Annotated in this window: 15 protein-coding genes; 9 read left to right on the top strand and 6 right to left on the bottom strand. The window is 64.3% G+C overall.

Annotation, left to right across the window (positions count from 1 at the left end):
- Positions 1–75: 75 nt before the first annotated feature.
- From LDZ23_RS07445 to LDZ23_RS07435, 3 genes are all read right to left on the bottom strand, one after another.
- Positions 76–1,317 carry an MFS transporter gene (locus LDZ23_RS07445; protein WP_034473453.1) on the bottom strand — a complete coding sequence of 414 codons (1,242 nt, stop codon included), beginning with the start codon at positions 1,315–1,317 and terminating at the stop codon, positions 76–78.
- Positions 1,318–1,348: 31 nt separating this feature from the next.
- A complete protein-coding gene (locus LDZ23_RS07440; RefSeq protein ID WP_244807383.1) occupies positions 1,349–2,521 on the bottom strand; it encodes a hypothetical protein in 1,173 nt (390 codons plus the stop codon).
- Between the two features lie 143 nt (positions 2,522–2,664).
- On the bottom strand, positions 2,665–3,231 hold the full coding sequence (locus LDZ23_RS07435; RefSeq protein ID WP_034473454.1) for an ankyrin repeat domain-containing protein: 567 nt from the start codon (positions 3,229–3,231) through the stop codon (positions 2,665–2,667).
- A 348-nt stretch (positions 3,232–3,579) separates the two neighbouring features.
- Between LDZ23_RS07435 and LDZ23_RS07430 the strand changes: the two genes are divergently transcribed.
- Positions 3,580–4,227 carry a DUF938 domain-containing protein gene (locus LDZ23_RS07430; RefSeq protein ID WP_051996658.1) on the top strand — a complete coding sequence of 216 codons (648 nt, stop codon included), beginning with the start codon at positions 3,580–3,582 and terminating at the stop codon, positions 4,225–4,227.
- A 12-nt stretch (positions 4,228–4,239) separates the two neighbouring features.
- On the opposite strand, the gene LDZ23_RS07425 is transcribed toward LDZ23_RS07430, so the two are convergent.
- A complete protein-coding gene (locus LDZ23_RS07425) occupies positions 4,240–5,157 on the bottom strand; it encodes a DMT family transporter (protein ID WP_034473456.1) in 918 nt (305 codons plus the stop codon).
- A gap of 97 nt (positions 5,158–5,254) precedes the next feature.
- Here LDZ23_RS07425 and LDZ23_RS07420 point away from each other — a divergent pair, with 97 nt between their 5' ends.
- From LDZ23_RS07420 to LDZ23_RS07405, 4 genes are all read left to right on the top strand, one after another.
- The gene (locus LDZ23_RS07420; RefSeq protein ID WP_034473457.1) at positions 5,255–6,175 is read left to right on the top strand and encodes a LysR family transcriptional regulator; all 921 of its coding nucleotides are present in this window, start codon (positions 5,255–5,257) and stop codon (positions 6,173–6,175) included.
- A 118-nt stretch (positions 6,176–6,293) separates the two neighbouring features.
- The gene (locus tag LDZ23_RS07415; protein WP_034473459.1) at positions 6,294–7,451 is read left to right on the top strand and encodes a Rieske 2Fe-2S domain-containing protein; all 1,158 of its coding nucleotides are present in this window, start codon (positions 6,294–6,296) and stop codon (positions 7,449–7,451) included.
- 101 nt (positions 7,452–7,552) lie between these two features.
- Complete coding sequence (locus tag LDZ23_RS07410; protein ID WP_008349524.1) at positions 7,553–7,825, top strand: hypothetical protein; 273 nt, start codon at positions 7,553–7,555, stop codon at positions 7,823–7,825.
- A 558-nt stretch (positions 7,826–8,383) separates the two neighbouring features.
- Positions 8,384–9,631 carry a porin gene (locus LDZ23_RS07405; RefSeq protein WP_244807382.1) on the top strand — a complete coding sequence of 416 codons (1,248 nt, stop codon included), beginning with the start codon at positions 8,384–8,386 and terminating at the stop codon, positions 9,629–9,631.
- 107 nt (positions 9,632–9,738) lie between these two features.
- Here the strand turns inward: LDZ23_RS07405 and LDZ23_RS07400 are convergent, their stop codons facing one another.
- Positions 9,739–10,497: an SDR family NAD(P)-dependent oxidoreductase gene (locus tag LDZ23_RS07400; protein ID WP_008349527.1), complete on the bottom strand. Its 759-nt coding sequence runs from the start codon at positions 10,495–10,497 to the stop codon at positions 9,739–9,741.
- 160 nt (positions 10,498–10,657) lie between these two features.
- Here LDZ23_RS07400 and LDZ23_RS07395 point away from each other — a divergent pair, with 160 nt between their 5' ends.
- The 3 genes from LDZ23_RS07395 (at position 10,658) to LDZ23_RS07385 (ending at position 12,721) form a co-directional block, all read left to right on the top strand.
- Entirely contained in the window at positions 10,658–11,044 is a 387-nt protein-coding gene (locus LDZ23_RS07395) for a hypothetical protein (protein WP_008349529.1), read from the top strand.
- A gap of 178 nt (positions 11,045–11,222) precedes the next feature.
- Positions 11,223–11,432, top strand: a complete 210-nt coding sequence (locus LDZ23_RS07390; protein ID WP_008349530.1) for a hypothetical protein — start codon at positions 11,223–11,225, stop codon at positions 11,430–11,432.
- Positions 11,433–11,605: 173 nt separating this feature from the next.
- Positions 11,606–12,721: a hypothetical protein gene (locus tag LDZ23_RS07385; RefSeq protein ID WP_008349533.1), complete on the top strand. Its 1,116-nt coding sequence runs from the start codon at positions 11,606–11,608 to the stop codon at positions 12,719–12,721.
- A gap of 160 nt (positions 12,722–12,881) precedes the next feature.
- Here LDZ23_RS07385 and LDZ23_RS07380 read toward each other — a convergent pair whose 3' ends face one another.
- On the bottom strand, positions 12,882–13,208 hold the full coding sequence (locus LDZ23_RS07380; protein WP_034473461.1) for a DUF4148 domain-containing protein: 327 nt from the start codon (positions 13,206–13,208) through the stop codon (positions 12,882–12,884).
- 110 nt (positions 13,209–13,318) lie between these two features.
- Here LDZ23_RS07380 and LDZ23_RS07375 point away from each other — a divergent pair, with 110 nt between their 5' ends.
- A complete protein-coding gene (locus LDZ23_RS07375; protein WP_241484899.1) occupies positions 13,319–13,912 on the top strand; it encodes a DUF4148 domain-containing protein in 594 nt (197 codons plus the stop codon).
- The last annotated feature ends 83 nt before the right edge of the window (positions 13,913–13,995 follow it).

Here is a 13,995-nt window from a genome sequence, read left to right as displayed (position 1 = left end):
GGGGCAACGCTAATAAACCGACACGAACGCAGGATTTCACCGAAGCATGAGCAAGAGACAATAGAAACGAAGCCCTCAAACCTTCACCGACGGCTCAGCCTCATCCTCCTTCACCGCATTCGCGATACGCGTCTCCGGCATAGCAAGCCACACCATCAACACCGCAAGCGCCCCGGCCCCGGCGAGCCCAAAAAAGCTCATCGCAGTGCCGAAGCGATCCGCGGCAAAACCGGCCGCCGCCGTCGAAAGCGTCGCCCCGACGCCCGCAGCCAGCCCAAAAAACCCGATCGTCAGGTTGTAATGCCCGCGCCCACCAGCGACATCCGCCGCAATCAGCGGAAGCATCACACCGAACACGGCTGCGCTGATGCCATCGAGCATCTGCACCGGCACGAGCAGATACGGGCTGCTCACGCCCGCGAACAGAATCGCGCGTATAGGCAACGCGCAGAACCCGAGAATCAGCACCGGCCGGCGTCCCCACTTCTGCGCCTGCCGTCCGACCCACGGCGACAACGCCGCGACGATGAACTGCGGCACGATGATGCACGCCGCAATCACAAGTTGAACGTTGTCGCCCATGTGCGCCGTGACTTCGCCCGCGGCGAGATTCAGCATCGCCGCGTTCGACAGGTGAAAGAGCACCACGCACGCCGCGAAAATCAAAAGACGCCTGTCCTTCAGCAACTCGCGCAACGATTCGCGTTCCTCGCCTTCAGGCGTGAGCTTGGGTTTGCCCGGCGGTGCGCGCGGCACGACGGGCGGCGCATCGTAGTGAATCATGCGCAGCGCGACGATCGCCGGCAACGCGAGCGCGGCCGTCAGGAAGAACACCGAGCGCAGCGACAGATACTCGCCGAACGCGCCCATCAACGCCGCTGTCAGCGCACTGCCGATCGACGCCCAGCGCGCATTGCGGCCGAGCCGGTCGCCGAGATCGGCGCGTGAGACGAGGGCGAGCGAGATCGCCGCCATCGCCGGGACGAGCATGCAGCTCGCGAAACCGTGCAGCACTTCGGCCGCAAAAACCGGCACGAACGTCGGGCTCGCGGCGAGCAGCAGCGCACTCACGATGATCGCGATGATCGCCGAGAGAGCAGCGAACTTCTTGTTGCGCATCGCATCGACGAGCGCGCCTGCCGGCAACTGGCTCGCCATCGCGCTGATCGTGCCGACGGAAAGCATCAGGCCGATCTCGCCCTGCGTCCACTTGTTGGCCGCAAGATACGAAGCAATGAAAGGGCCGAAGCCGGTCTGCACGTTGGCGACGAAGAAGTTCAGCCAGTCGAGCGCGCGCAGACTGCGTGCAATTACCATGTTGTGATTCTGTTATCGATGTCGTTATCCGCTATCTCGTCAGGCGCGCGCCCGAAGCGGGCGCTTGCGCCGGCGCCGCGCCTGAAGCCGTCGCGCTCGCCGCGCCAGTCGATGCCGATGCCGCGCTCGCAGCCGTCGCCGGCGCGGGCACCACAGGCGACACGATCTTGATCGGCTGCTCGGGCGAGTAGGTGGGCGCGGCCTTCAGTTGCGCGTCGTTGAAATCCATCTGCAGCAGCCACTGCTTGTTGCGCGAAAACACATGCAGGTCGCCCCAGTTGGCCGCGACATGCCGCTTGTCGCCCGCGAGCGAACTCGATAGATCGAGCACCAGCGCCTGAGGCTGCGCCTGAGCGTCGACGAGCACGTCGACCACGCGTCCGATGCGCGCGCCGCTTCTTTGCGTCACCGTCGAATCGACGAGCTGCATGAAGTTCGCGGGCGCCTCCGCAACGGGCTGCGGCTTCGGCACCGGTTCGGCCGGCTTGCCCTTCGCGGGCGGTGGTGGCGGCACGAAGGTGATCGGCGCGGTCTTCGAATTCGGCGTGAAGCGGAAGGCCGTCCACGGGAAGTTGACCTTGCGGTCGCCGACGCCGAGGAAGCCCGCGAGATTGACCATCAGAAGCTTCGGCTTCGCGGATGCATCGACGTACATGTCCACCGCACGGCCGACGACCTTGCCGTCCGGACGCTGCACTTCGGCGTCGAGCAGGCCGTGCAGCTGATCGTGCTGCATGATGCGCGTCGAGATGATCTGCGGCGGAGGCGGCGGCTCGGGCGGTTCAGGCGGTGGCGTGACGGCCGGCTCCGGCGGCTTCGGCTTGACGATGCGGCGCTTCGGTTTCGGCGCCGGCGCGGGTTTCACGGCAGACGCGGGCTCCGGCGCCTGCACGGCGGGCAAAGGTTCTTCGGGCTCGGCAGAGCCGGCTTCTTCCGGCGCCGGAATATAAGAGTGTTCGACGATCGGCGCGGGCACCTGTTGCTGCATCAGCCCGCATGCGGAGAGCGCGAAGGCGGCGATGACCGGAAGGCTCGCGGTGACGCGCAGCGCGCGCAACGTTCTCGCGATGGCGACGATGAACGCGGCCACGGACAGCGACAGACGTGCGGCTGCATTGAAGACGCGGCCCGCCCGGCATGCGCGCCCAAGCGCGTGAAGGTCTGTCGGCGACGCATCACCCCGATGCGAGATACCGCCTGTCATCGCAAAAGCTCCATGGTTCCGAGTCACCTGCTTGTCTGGTTCGTTGTTGGATCGGTGCTTGTCAGATCGATTCGACGCGCGCGAGGCGTCGTTCGTTCGCGGATTGAATCATGCATGCGAAGTGCATTCTGCCAATCGACGCTTCACGCTTCGGATGGCCGCGCATGGCCGTTCGATGCCTTCGCGAGTCGTGCCGCGGTGTCGGGCGCGCCCATCTTCTCGGCGGCATCGCGTGCGCTGAAGCCGCCGGCATCGCGCGCATCCGGGTTCGCGCCGCGCGCGATCAACAAGTCGACGATCTCGACGCGATTGAACATCGCCGCGATCATGAGCGCGGTGCGCCCGTCGGGCGATGCGCCTTCCACATCCGCGCCATGTTCGAGCAGCGTTTCGATCACCTTGCGAAAGCCCTTGAACGCGGCGCCCGCAATCGGCGTCTGGCCATTGTCGTTGCGCAGGTTGGCATCGGCGTTGTGCTGAAGCAGGACGCGCACGGCGTCGGCGTGACCGTGATAGCTCGCGAGCATCACGAGGCTGTCGCCCTTGTCGTTGCGCAGATTCGGCGGCAGGCCCTTGGTCAGGAGCGCGTCGAGCATCGCGGCGTCGCCGCGGCGAGCGACATCGAAGACCTCGCTCGCGAACGCGATCATGTCGTCATCGGGGCCATCGCTGGATTGCTTCGTCGGGGGCTCTTTCGGATCGTGCTGCATGGTTCACTCCAATTCGATCGCGCCGCGTGCGCGGGCCAGAGTTTGTCGGGATGCATCGGCGCGCTCGATGTCATGCTGCGCCGGCGGTTTGCACGCGTTCGGAATGCATTCAATCTGGCATTCAGAATGCACGGCGCATGCATGCAAAATGCGAAAGCGGACGCGGGATCAACCGGGAGCATACACAGGTTTGCTTGCAATCCGCGCTTTCCGCGCGCTTCGGGACAGCACGAATCGCGCCATGCCGGTCAGCATTGGCGGCTCGCCGTTATGTCGCTTGACGCGTCTTCGTGCGTCCCATTAGGCTCGTCGCGAATCGACCGTTAAGCGCCCGCACGCGCTCTCGCAATGAATCCGACACCATCCGCCTCCGGCGATCCGCCGCCTCCCGACATTGCCGTGCGCCGCCGCGCGCCCGCCGCCGAACGTAATCGCGATGCGATTCTATCGGTCCTCACGCGCGTCCTGCCGCAAAGCGGCGTCGTGCTGGAGATCGCAAGCGGCACCGGTCAGCACGCCGTGCACTGCGCGGCTGCACTGCCGGGCCTCGTCTGGCAGCCTAGCGATGCCGATGTCGAAGCACGCGAATCCATCGCCGCATGGCGCGCTCACTCGGGGCTCGCCAACCTGAATGCGCCGCTCGCGCTTGATGTGCGCAACGACGATTGGGGCATCGCGAACGTGGCGGCCATCGTGTGCATCAACATGATCCACATCGCGCCGTGGGAAGCGGCCGAGGCGCTCTTTCGCGGCGCGGGCGCGCGTCTCGATGCGGGGGGCGTACTGTACCTGTACGGGCCGTATCGGCGCAATGGAGTGCATACCGCCCCGAGCAACGAAGCGTTCGATCAGCAACTGCGCGCACGCGATCCGCGCTGGGGCGTGCGTGACATGGAAGCAGTCGAGGCGCTTGGCGAGAAGGCCGGCCTCGCGTTCGTCGAGACGGTCGCGATGCCGGCCAATAACTTCAGCGTCGTATTCAAAAAACCCGCGTAACGACGTCCGCGTTCACGCTTCGCCCGGGCGCGCTGCGAACATGCCGCGCCAGGACACCGTCGCCATCAGCGAGGCCGCGACGATCATCCCGCCGCCGATCCAGCCCGCCATCGACACACGTTCGCCGAGCCACGCGCTCGCGAAGAGCGCGCCGAACGCGGGCTCGCTGCCCATCAGGAGCGAGACGCGCGTCGGGCTGCTGCGGCCGATCGCGTAGTTCTGCGCGAAGAAGGCGAAAAGGGTGCACGCGCACACGAGATACAGCACCGATCCCCAGAACATGCCGTGACCGGCGAGAGCGGGCAGCGACTGCCATTGCGATGGCGCGAAAACCAACGCGATGACCGCGCTGCCCGATGCGACCACGCCCGCCTGCACCGCCGTCACCGTAAGCGCGGGCAGGGGAGCCGCGCGCAACACGCGCTTCGTCACGCAAACGGACAGCGCGCGCAGCACGGCGGCGGCGAGGATCAGTCCATCGCCGGCATTGAAGTCGAAGGACAGCGCGCCGTCGCTCGCGAGCAGCCACGCGCCCGCGAACGACACGCCGACCGCCAGCCACTCGGCCGCGCCGGGGCGTCGCCTGAGCAGCGCCCATTCGACGAGCGGCGTCAGCACGACGCACAAGCTGATCAGAAACGCGGCGTTCGCGGCGCGCGTATGGAGCACGCCGAATGTCTCAGCTAGAAAAATCGAAAGCAGCAGCAAGCCGAGAACGAGCACGCCGCGAAGGGCCGCCGCGCTCGCGTGCCGCAGATGCCGCAGGTTGACGGCGAGCAGACAGAACGTGATGCCGAAGCGCAGCGCGAGCAGCCCCAGCACCGGATAGAACGCGAGCGCGCTCTTGACGATGCCGTAGCTGCTGCCCCACACCATCGCGACGGCGAAGAGCAGGAGATCGGAAAGAGGAAGCAGGCGTCGGACGGTCATGGAGCGGCTCCGTGAGAAAGTAGCCGTCATTGTCGAATGATGCGTTCAGCGCGATAATCGGCTTCAGTCGCACAGCTTTCTTGTCACCAATGCACAAATGAATCCCGCCGATCTTTTCGACCTGATGCCGGACATGGCCGTATTCGCGCGCGTCGTCGATGCGGGCAACTTCTCGGTCGCGGCGCGGCAACTGGGCAGCACGCCGTCGACGGTCAGCCGCCAGATCAAGCGTCTTGAAGAGGCGCTCGCCACGCGGCTGCTCGAGCGCTCGACGCGCAAGATCCGCGTTACCGAGTCGGGGCTTCAGGTGTATCGGCATTGCCGCGACATGGCCGCGGCGGCGTCCGGCGCGGTCGATGCGGCGGGGCAGGTGTCGGGCAAGCCGCAGGGCCGCGTCGCGCTGTCGGCGCCGACGGCTTACGCGAAGTCCGTGATTCATCCGCTCGTGCCGGCGTTTCTCGCGGCGTATCCGGATGTCGATCTTCAGCTCGTCTTCAGCGATCACGATATCGATCCGCTCGACAGCGACGTCGATCTCGTCATCCGCGCGACGAGCCATCCGCCGCAAGGGCTCGCCGCGCGCCCGCTCGGACGCGTGCGCTGGCTGCTGTGCGCGTCGGCGGGCTATCTGCGGGAGCGTGGCGCGCCGGCGCATCCGCGCGAGCTGGCGCTGCACGATTGCATCCATCTGGGCGAAACCGCCGACGACAACCGCTGGCGCTTCAGCAACAACGGCGAAACGGTGACAGTCGCGGTGCGCGGGCGCTATATCGCGAATCACGCGGGCGCGCGGCTGGACGCGGCCGAAGACGGGCTCGGCATCGCGGCGCTGCCGGAATTCGCCGCCCGCGATGCGCTCGCGTCGGGCAGCGTGCAGGCCGTGCTCGCGGACTGGGACATGCAGGCGCGGGCGTATCAGGGACCGGTGTGGCTGCTTTATCCGCCGAATCGCTTTCTGCCGCCGAAGGTGCGCGCGTTGATCGATCATCTGCACGCGCATCTCGGGCAGCAAGCGTGAGCGCGAGAATCCGGCGCGCGCCGAAATGAGCGACGCCGTGTAGACTGCGAATGGTCGTTCATTGCGCCGCGCGGCTCGCGGCGTTCAAACCGATCTCCCTTCACCGGAGGCGTCGTACATGCACGCAGCGTTGCCGCAAGGCGAGCAGGAAGCCGGATCAACCGATACACCCGCCAAGCCGCCGCGGGATCTGCGCCGCGTCGACATTCATCCCGATCACTGGTATCCGCTCGCGTGGTCGCGCGAGGTGAAAGCGGGGCGCGCGCACGGCGTGCGTTTCGCGGGCGATCCGATCGTGCTCGTACGCACCGCCTCGGGCAAGGTCTTCGCGCTGGAAGACCGCTGCGCGCATCGGCAGGTGCCGTTGTCGGCGGGTGTCGTCGACGGGGAATCGATCCGTTGCTGCTATCACGGCTGGACCTACGACTGCACCGGCCGCTGCACCGACATCCCTTATCTCGGACGCGAACGCCTGCCTAACGGCGTGCGCGCGTATCCGTGCCGCGAGGCGGGCGGGCTGGTTTTCGTGTTCACGGGCGACCCGGCGCTCGCCGATGCCGCGAAGTTTCCCGATCTCGGCTCCGCCACCGATCGCGCATACAAGACGCGCCGCTTCGGCCGCGCGGTGAAGTGCCACTACTCGTTCATGCACGAAAATCTGATGGACATGAACCATCAGTTCCTGCATCGGCGGCAGATGGGCAGCATGCGCGCGCGCTCGCTCGGCAGACGGCGCGGCGAGGACTGGATCGAAGTCGATTACACGTTCGCGCGCGAAGCGGGCAAGCAGCCGATCGGCGAAGCGCTCGTCTTCGGGCAAAAGCGCGGCTCGAAGCCCGACGACGGCCAGAAGGACGTGATGACGATCCGCACCGAGTACCCGTATCAGACGCTCAAGATCCGCACCAAGGACGACACGATGGTGATGGACCTGTGGATCGCCTACGTGCCGCTCGACGCCGAGCAGCGCACGAACCGCACGTTCGGCCTGTTGTCGATTCGCCGCCCGAAAATCCCCGGCCTGCTCGATGCCGCGTGGCCCTTGCTCGTGTGGTTCACCGAGCGCATCTTCAAGGAGGATCGCTGGATCGTCGAGCGCGAGCAGGAGGCGCACGACCGGCAGGGCGCGGACCACAATCACGAGGTGTTCCCGGTCATCGTCGAGCTGCGCGCGCTTTTGATGGAGCGCGGCGTGCCTCACGGCGCAGGCAGGGGCCCGCGGGACGCCCGGCGCGTGCACGTCATCCAGCCGGTGCAGGAACTGCCCGCATCCTGAGGCGTGCGGCGCTGTGCCTCGCTCGCACCCGATTGCACGCTTCGCGCCGCGGCGCTATACAGAGAGCAGAGAGCGGAAACCACACACGGAGGACCATCATCATGAACAGCGACCCGACCAAGCCGCGCGACGACGCATCGGGTATCGGCGAGGCGCATCCGGACGTCGAGCATTTCGATGCGGCCATCTCGCACGTCGACGAGTCCTACGCCGCGGGCAAGATGGCGGCGGGCGCGGCGAAGGGCATTCTGTACAGCATCATCGAGACGCTCGGCACGCTCGTCGGCGATCCCGATCTGCCCTCGCATGCGCGTTCGGGCTACGAAGGCCTGCTTGAAACGGCGCGCGAACTGCGCTCGAAGATCGAGCACTAGCCGACCCGGTCGGGCGACGCAAGCTTGCAGCGCGTTCGCCCGATGTCAATTTCGCGTCTGCGCATCGTCGGGTAACTGTCAGATCTATTCCGATGCAGCGCCGTCGACCGTCGCCTGCACGACGCACGCGAATTTTCCGCGAGCCTGTTCGGGCTATCGCGCTTCCCCTCCCCAAAGAATGGCAATTGGCTTGTATCTCCGAAAGCGGACAAGCCTTGTCCCGTCAAGCCGCGTCCTTTCTGACTGCGGTCGAATCCCTCGTTATCTCTAGCCGCCGCGCCGTCGATTCCGCCCCGTTCGGACCGTCATCGCGCCACATTGCTGTCAGCTTTCTGTCAGTTTCGTGACCGTTTGCCCAATATCTGCGAACCAGAAAATACTGGTTAACCAGGCAGTGAAAAAAAACGACACAAAACCGCGTCTTTCTTTCGCATTCGGACTGTAAGCCATACACTTGCCAGCGATAAAAGTTACGAGTTGAAACATAAGAAGTCGCCACGGCGGCACCGGTTCCAAGACTCGCATGCAAGTAAATTGCCCACCGCTTGAGGAGAAAAAATGAAGGGTTTCACGATGACCAAGGCAGCAATCGTCGCAGCCACGGCGTTCGCCGCCGCGGCACCGGCGTTCGCGCAAAGCAGCGTCACGCTGTACGGTATCGTCGACGATTCGATCGTCTATCAAAGCAGCCAGACCAACCTGGCCAAGACGAATCCGGGCCGCTCGAACATCAAGACCGGATCGGGCATTTGGGCCGGTAGCCGCTTCGGTTTGAAGGGCGCCGAAGATCTGGGCGGCGGCAACAAGGCCATCTTCCAGTTGGAATCGGGCTTCGACATCAACAGCGGACAAGCGCAGTTCACCAACGCGCTGTTCGGCCGCCAGGCATGGGTCGGTCTGACGAACCCGGCATACGGTACGTTGACTGCGGGTCGCCAGTACACCTCGTACTACACGCTGCTCTCGCCGTACAGCCCGACGAACTGGCTGACCGGCTACTTCGGCGCGCACCCGGGCGATCTGGACGGTTTGGACACGATCTACCGCGCGAACAACTCGATCGTCTACACGTCGCCGAAGTTCTACGGCCTGACGGTGAGCGGCTCGTACTCCTTCGCTGGCGTGCCTGACAGCGTGTACCAAGGCTCGACCTGGACGGCTGCGCTGCAGTATCAGCAAGGCCCGATCGGCGGCACGGTGGCGTTCTCGCGCATCAACAACGCGGCGGAAGGCGGCGGCGTCTACAGCAGCAGCTCGACGACGATCAACAGCACGGCAGCGACCGATGGTTCGGGTCAGCCGGGCGTGTCGGCGGTGACGGCTGGCTACCAGCGCGCACAAGCGCAGCAGCGCTTCGCGGTTGCAGGCGGCTACCAGTTCAACAGCGCGTGGGACATCTCCGTCACGTACACGAACGTTCAGTACATTCCGGGCGTGAACTCGCGCTTCACCGACGAAGCCGTGTTCAACACGGCCGGCACGGTGCTGCACTGGAAGGCGACGTCGGCATGGGATTTCGCAGCGGGCTACAGCTACACGTGGGCCAGCAAGGCGAACGGCATCAACGACGCAGCGTCGTACCACCAGTTCAACCTCTCGCAGTACTACTCGCTGTCGAAGCGCACGGGCCTGTACGCACTGGAAGCATTCCAGCGCGCGAACGGCAACACGCTGGCTGTTCCGTCGAACACGTCGACGAACCGTCAGACGGCCGCCAACGCGACAATCGGCGATGGCTTCCAAAGCGCGCCGTCGGCATCGCGCAGCATGTTCGCAGCGGGCGTGGGTATCATCCACCGCTTCTAAGCGATGCTTCGCGGCGTGATCCATTAGGCATTACGCATGTGGCATGCAAAAAACCGGACGCCTCGGCGTCCGGTTTTTTTTGTCCGCACGCGGCGCATTTCCTCGTGTCAGATGAACATCCCGCCCGATACCTCGACGCGCTGCGCCGTCATCCAGCGATTGCCGTCCGAGAGCATCGCCACGATCGCGCCGCCGATATCGTCCGGCACACCCGCGCGCCCGAGCGCCGTGTTGTCCGCGACGAACCGGTTGGTGTCGTGATCGTCGCGCACGACGCCGCCCCCGAAATCCGTCTCGATCGCGCCCGGCGCAATGGTGTTCACCGTGATGCCGTGCGGCCCGAGTTCCTTCGCGAGATAGCGCGTGAGCACCTCGATCCCGCCTTTCATCACGGCATAGGCCGCGAATCCCGGCAACGCGAAACGCGTGAGTCCGCTCGACACATTGAGAATCGCGCCTTCCTCATGCAGATAGGGCAGGAGCGTCTGCGTCAGAAAGAACGGTCCCTTCAGCTGGATATTGACGAGTTCGTCGAACTGCGCGGGCGTCGTCTCCGCGAAGAGCGCATGAATGCCGATGCCCGCGTTGTTCACGAGAAAGTCGAAGTTCTCGCGCTCGAACGTATCTTCGAGCGTCTTGCACAGCGCGTCGCCGAAAGCGGCAAAGGTGTCGCAATGCGCGACGTCGAGCGGCAGCATGGCCGCCTTGCCGCCGGATTTCGCGACCTCATCGACGAGCGAGCGCGCCGCGTCCGCGTTGCGGTTGTAGGTGCCGATCACGCCGGCGCCTGCCTGCGCGAGCTTCAATGCGGCGTTGCGTCCGAGTCCGCGGCTCGCGCCGGTGATGACCGCGATTTTGCCGCTCATGGTTCCATTCACGGTGACAGCTCCTTCGATTGCGTGGCCGATGGTTCATCGTAGGACGGCGCGACGTGCGCAGAAAGGCGCGTCGATGCTGCGATGCACAGATGGCGGGCGCGGCCTTTGCTGCACCGTCTCGATCAATGTGCATACCGGAGAACGCACCATGGCCGATCGTGAAAGCAGGGAAATCCCTTCCGAGCCGCCCGCAAGTCTCGAACGCCCGTTCAGGCTCTTTGCGGTGGAGCAGCGCGTGCTCGCGCAGAACGTCGACGGCAAGGTGATCGACATCGGCGGAATGGATTCGAAGAACGGCCAGTTCTGCGCCTGCATGGATTCGGGCGATATCGCCACGGAGCCGAAGCGCAGCGCCGAACTTGCGTTGAAGGCGCTCGTCGGCAAGCTGACGTTCGATTATCTCGACGGGCTGTTCACGAGCGAACGCGAAGCGGAGGTGAGCGGCCGTCTGCAGGATTATCCGAGTGTGGAGTTCGAGCTCGACGAGACCTTGCCGCGCGACATGACCGACCGCACGCCGCCGCATCTTTTCTAATGATCACATGCGCGCGAATGAAAGCGACTTATTGATACGGGTTGCTAAATAATTCCGAGACCATGCCGTCCAGCGTTTGTACGACAAAAGCGCCGCGCCGCGCAGCATTTCCCTCGATGTGCGATGCTAGTCGAGCGGCGACGCCCGGGGCTTGCCGCGCTCAATCGCGGGGTGAATCATGAAAAGAACGCCTTTCGCCACGGTCATCGTCCTTGCGGCGGCGACGCTCGCCGCACCAGCTTTCGCACGCGACGACGGTCCGCGCTTCGCGCAGGACCGGCTCGATGCGCTCGTCGCGCAACACGAGGAAGCGAGCCGGCACATCGCTCAGCCATCCGCACCGGCTGAGCACGCGCAGTCGAACACGCCGCACCACGGCGCTTCGTGATCTGACGTTGCTCGGGGCCTGACGAAGGCGTCGGGTCGCCACGTCGTTGATGAGACGGCGCGCAACGCGCCGGATGGGATCGTTCGTGTCCAAAGGTATGAAATTTGCGGACGCCGCCCGGGTGTTCCGCGGCTGCGTGCCGACGATCCTCCTCATCACCCTCATATAAAGCCATGACAAGGAAAGCCGTATCGATCGCAATTCTCTCCGTCGCCTTTCTCGCAGCGGGATGCGCTGGCATCGGCCCGGGTCGCCTGAAGGCCGATCAGGTCGATTACGCCCGGGCGCTCGGCGATGCGAAGAAGCGTGAAATTCTTGCCGCGATTGTCGGCTTGCGCTTCGCCGATGCGCCGTCGTTTCTCACGGTGAGCAGCATCATCGCCGCGTACACGTTCGATACGACGGGCGGCGTCGTGCTCAACGCCGGCTCCGGCGCGCAGCCGAACTACGCGCAGGCAACGGGCAGCGTCTCCTACTCGAATCATCCGACTTTCACGTTCACGCCGACCACGGGCGACGCCTACGCCAGCGCGTATATCCGGCCGCTTTCGCCGACACTCGTCTTGCCGCTCGCCGAAAGCGGCATTCCGATCGATCTGCTGTTGCGCATCACCGCGCAGTCGATCAGTGGCTTGCAGAACGGCACGGCGTTGGGCGGGCCGAACGCATCTGGATCGCCCGAGTTCTTCCTGCTTCTGCAGGCGCTTCGCAGGCTGCAGCTAGCGGGCGAATTGAACATCGAGACGCGCAACGCGGATGACGACAAGAGCGGCAAGCCCGACAAGGCCGCGAAGGGCAACAGCGCCGACAAGGGCGGCGTATTCATCACGCTCGGCGCGACGCGCAGCGGTTCGAACAAGGCTGTCGTCGACGATCTCACGCTCGTCAGAAAACTGCTGCACCTCTCGCCGAAGATGAAGACTTACGAAATCGTCTATGGGCAGTCGTCGGACCACAACCGCATCCCGATGGTCACGCGCTCGGTGCTCGGCATCCTCACCGATCTCGGCGCGCAGATCGCCGTTCCTGACGAGCAGGTGGGCAGCGGCGCGACCAAGCCGGGCATCGGGTTGATCGGCGGAGAAACGCGGCCGACGATCATCGTGAAAGTTGGCGAGAAGGCGCCGCAGGATGCGTACGTGAGCGTGCTCTACGACAAGGCCAACTACTGGATCGATCGCAGCGACTTCGATTCGAAATACGCGTTCACGGTCGTGCAGAATCTGATGGCGCTTGCGGAAGTCACGGACACGGCGAAGTCGCCGGTCGTGACTATTCCGGCGAACTGACATCGAGCGTCTGAGCCGGCAAGGTCGATAGCGATCATGCAAAGTGCGAAATGCCATCATGCATGATGTATTCCGCACGCAAAATGCATAGGGCGACATCGATACGATGTCGCCCTATGCATTGCTGCTTATGCGATGCGTCTGTCGACGCTATCTGAACTTACTGGCCGAAGTATGTACCGAGCGCCCGCGGCTGAACGCCGGTGCTGCGGCCTGATTGCGACGAACCATTGGCGACCGAACCGTAGGCGCTCGATTGGGGTGTCACTTGCGCAAGCTGCTCCGAGCTCACGCGGGCTTGCGCTGCCTGGATGTTCGACGGATAAGACGGGTCGCTGATGTTCGGGTTGTAGCCTGCCTTTTCGAGTTGGACCAGTTCGGCGCGTACCTGAGCGCGGCTCAGCGGCGCATCCGATTGCTGCGCGAACGACAGAGCGGGAACGGCGAGGGCAGCGGCGACGGCGACTGCGGAAATGAACGTCTTCATGATGACTACCTCCGATTCGGATTTCTGATCGTGCTGCCCGTTTCGTCTTAAGCAGCTTGTGAACGGAGTGTAAAGACGCGCTTGCCGAAGATCATTCTCGTTTCCGTTGAATGATCTTTGTCGATATCGGAATAATTGCGCGAGTCTTCATTGCATTGCGCGAAACTGACCGCGCGATGACGGTGACGGCTGGCCTGGTCGACGGTCTTTTCGCTCCACTGCATCTTCGGCGCTACCACGCGCCGCTCGATCCTTACCGATTCCGTAAAGATGCTTCTTCGTCACGACGAATGATTGCTTGCAGTTGTGCACTTACACTCTGCGTCGTCCATTCTGCATGGCTCGAACCGCGAGTCGGCCGATTTATCGAAAACGGGGAGAGCCGGATCATGAAATCGTGGGTCAACGCAGTCGTCGCAGTCCTGGTGATGTCCGCACCGCTCGCATCGTTCGCCCAGTTCAGCGCGGCAGTGGGCCGTGCAGAACTTAGTGGTGAACTCGTTCAACTTCAGAAGGCAGGTTATTCGCCGGTCGCGGAAGACGCGTCGTACCCGGCGAAACTGCAGGCGGCCGAAATGCGCGTTGGCGATATGCGTGCGGCGCAGGCGCGGGCAGAAGGATACGGATCTTCGACAGGTGCGGCGGCGCAATCGGGCCGTGCGACCATGCGGGTCGATACGCAAGGCGCGTTCTTCGGGCAGTGAGCGTCAGGAAGCGGCGGTGAGCCCCCGCAATGCGAGCGGTTCTGGTCGATTGCATACAAAACTCGAAATGCGCTTTCGCACGA

It is taken from the genome of Caballeronia zhejiangensis (assembly GCF_022879815.1).
GTDB classification, from domain to species: Bacteria; Pseudomonadota; Gammaproteobacteria; order Burkholderiales; family Burkholderiaceae; genus Caballeronia; species Caballeronia zhejiangensis.
This window is presented reverse-complemented; position numbering and strand designations above follow the sequence as displayed.

Bases quoted from the DNA above. Each gene is read 5' to 3' on its own strand.
- LDZ23_RS07445 (WP_034473453.1), bottom strand. From the start codon at position 1,317: ATGGTAATTGCACGCAGTCTGCGCGCGCTCGACTGGCTGAACTTCTTC.
- LDZ23_RS07440 (WP_244807383.1), bottom strand. From the start codon at position 2,521: ATGACAGGCGGTATCTCGCATCGGGGTGATGCGTCGCCGACAGACCTT.
- LDZ23_RS07435 (WP_034473454.1), bottom strand. From the start codon at position 3,231: ATGCAGCACGATCCGAAAGAGCCCCCGACGAAGCAATCCAGCGATGGC.
- LDZ23_RS07430 (WP_051996658.1), top strand. From the start codon at position 3,580: ATGAATCCGACACCATCCGCCTCCGGCGATCCGCCGCCTCCCGACATT.
- LDZ23_RS07425 (WP_034473456.1), bottom strand. From the start codon at position 5,157: ATGACCGTCCGACGCCTGCTTCCTCTTTCCGATCTCCTGCTCTTCGCC.
- LDZ23_RS07420 (WP_034473457.1), top strand. From the start codon at position 5,255: ATGAATCCCGCCGATCTTTTCGACCTGATGCCGGACATGGCCGTATTC.
- LDZ23_RS07415 (WP_034473459.1), top strand. From the start codon at position 6,294: ATGCACGCAGCGTTGCCGCAAGGCGAGCAGGAAGCCGGATCAACCGAT.
- LDZ23_RS07410 (WP_008349524.1), top strand. From the start codon at position 7,553: ATGAACAGCGACCCGACCAAGCCGCGCGACGACGCATCGGGTATCGGC.
- LDZ23_RS07405 (WP_244807382.1), top strand. From the start codon at position 8,384: ATGAAGGGTTTCACGATGACCAAGGCAGCAATCGTCGCAGCCACGGCG.
- LDZ23_RS07400 (WP_008349527.1), bottom strand. From the start codon at position 10,497: ATGAGCGGCAAAATCGCGGTCATCACCGGCGCGAGCCGCGGACTCGGA.
- LDZ23_RS07395 (WP_008349529.1), top strand. From the start codon at position 10,658: ATGGCCGATCGTGAAAGCAGGGAAATCCCTTCCGAGCCGCCCGCAAGT.
- LDZ23_RS07390 (WP_008349530.1), top strand. From the start codon at position 11,223: ATGAAAAGAACGCCTTTCGCCACGGTCATCGTCCTTGCGGCGGCGACG.
- LDZ23_RS07385 (WP_008349533.1), top strand. From the start codon at position 11,606: ATGACAAGGAAAGCCGTATCGATCGCAATTCTCTCCGTCGCCTTTCTC.
- LDZ23_RS07380 (WP_034473461.1), bottom strand. From the start codon at position 13,208: ATGAAGACGTTCATTTCCGCAGTCGCCGTCGCCGCTGCCCTCGCCGTT.
- LDZ23_RS07375 (WP_241484899.1), top strand. From the start codon at position 13,319: ATGATCTTTGTCGATATCGGAATAATTGCGCGAGTCTTCATTGCATTG.